Annotated in this window: 1 protein-coding gene; it reads left to right on the top strand. The window is 72.2% G+C overall.

Annotated features, from left to right (window positions below):
• On the top strand, window positions 1-2,245 hold a 2,245-nt coding region (locus AOK24_RS29060; protein WP_159052021.1), incomplete at both ends, for a thioester reductase domain-containing protein.

Here is a 2,245-nt window from a genome sequence, read left to right on the forward strand (position 1 = left end):
GACATCGCGCTCGCCCGCCCGACGGCCCTGCTGTTCGTGCCGCGCGTCTGCGACCAGCTGTTCCAGGAGTACCAGTCCGAACTGGCCCGGCGGGCGGGCGAGTTCGCCGACCCCGAGGCGCTCGACGCGGCCGTGAAGGCGGACCTGCGGGAGCGGTGCGTCGGCGGCCGGCTCATCCAGGCGCTCTACGGCAGCGCGCCCCTCTCCGCCGAGCTGCGCGAGTTCATGCGCAGCTGCCTCGACCTGCCCGTCCTCGACGGCTACGGCTCCACCGAGACCGGCTCGATCCTCCTCAACACCCGCGTCCAGCGCCCTCCGGTGACCGACATCAAACTCGTCGACGTCCCCGAACTCGGCTACTTCGCCACCGACTCGCCGTACCCGCGCGGCGAGCTGGTCCTCAAGTCCGCGACCCTGACGCCCGGTTACTACCGCCGCCCCGAGGTGACGGCCGCCGCCTTCGACGCGGACGGCTTCTACCGCACCGGCGACATCATGGCCGAGGTCGGCCCCGACCAGTACGTGTACGTCGACCGCCGCAACAACGTCGTCAAGCTCGCCCAGGGCGAGTTCGTCGCCCTCTCCCGCCTCGAAGGCGTCTACGTCGCGCATCCGTTGATCCGGCAGATCTACGTGTACGGCAACAGCGAACGCGCCCACCTGCTCGCGGTGATCGTCCCGGCGCGGGAGGACGTCACCCGCGAGGATCTCACCGAGGCCCTCCACCAGGCCGCCCGCGAGGCCGAGTTGAACTCGTACGAGATACCGCGCGCGTTCCTCGTCGAGACCGAGCCGTTCTCGATCGCCAACGGCCTGCTGAGCGACACCCGCAAGAACCTGCCGCCCCGCCTCAAGGCCCGGTACGGCGAGCGGCTGGAGGCGCTGTACGAGGAGGTGGCGCGGGACCAGGAGGACGCGGTGCGCGCCCTGCGCGACGAGGGCGCCGGGCGGCCGGTGGCCGAGACGGTCGAGCGTGCCGCCCGGGCCCTGCTGGGGAGTTCGGCCGCCGACGCGCGCTTCACCGACCTCGGCGGCGACTCGCTGTCCGCGCTGTCCTTCTCGACGCTGCTCACCGAGATCTTCGGGGTGGAGGTGCCGGTCGGCACGGTCCTGAGCCCCGCGTCCGACCTGCGGGCCCTCGCCGCCCACATCGAGGCGCGGCTCGCGTCGGGGGCGAGCCGTCCGACGTTCGCCTCGGTGCACGGCGCGGACAGCACGGTCGTACGGGCCGCCGACCTCGCGCTGGAGAAGTTCATCGACGCGGGGGCGCTGGACGCCGCCGCTCAACTCCCGCCTCCCGACGGCCGGTTCCCCCGGACCGTCCTGCTCACCGGCGCCAACGGCTACCTCGGCCGGTTCATGTGCCTCGACTGGCTGGAGCGGCTCGCGGACAGCGGCGGCCGTCTCGTCTGCGTCGTGCGCGGCAAGGACGACGCGGACGCGCGGGCCCGCCTGGACACGGCGTTCGACTCCGGGGACGCGCAACTCCTGCGCCACTACCGCGAGTTGGCGGCCGGGCGGCTCGACGTGTACGCCGGGGACATCGGGGCGGAGCGGCTAGGGCTGGCCGAGGAGACCTGGCGGCGCCTCGCCGAGGACGTCGACCTGATCGCCCACCCGGCGGCGCTGGTCAACCATGTCCTGCCGTACGAGCAGCTGTTCGGGCCGAACGTGGCCGGCACCGCCGAGCTGATCCGCCTCGCGCTCACGGCCCGCGTCAAGCCGTTCACCTATGTCTCGACGACGGCGATCTCCACCGAACTGGACGAGACGTCCGACATCCGGGAGCTGATCCCCGAGCGCGCCCTGTCCGACGCGTACGCCGCCGGGTACGGCACGAGCAAGTGGGCGGGCGAGGTCCTGCTCCGGGAAGCGCACGCCCGTTTCGCCGTCCCCGTGGCCGTGTTCCGCTCGGACCTGATCCTCGCCCACCCCCGCCACACCGGCCAGCTCAACCCGGCCGACGTCCTCACCCGCCTCCTGTTCAGCGTCCTCAGCACCGGCCTGGCCCCCACGTCCTTCTACTCCGAGGCGGGCCGCGCCCACTTCGACGGCCTCCCCGTCGACTTCACGGCAGAAGCGGTCAACGCCCTAGGCGCACAGCCCACTTCGACGCACCGCACCTACAACGCGGTGAACCCCCACGACGACGGCATCTCCCTGGACACCTTCATCACCTGGCTGGAGGAAGCGGGCCACCCCCTGCGCCGCCTCCCCCACACCACCCTGTCTCGCATACACATCT

The sequence above is a fragment of the Streptomyces niveiscabiei genome (genome assembly GCF_001419795.1).
GTDB lineage: Bacteria > Actinomycetota > Actinomycetes > Streptomycetales > Streptomycetaceae > Streptomyces > Streptomyces niveiscabiei.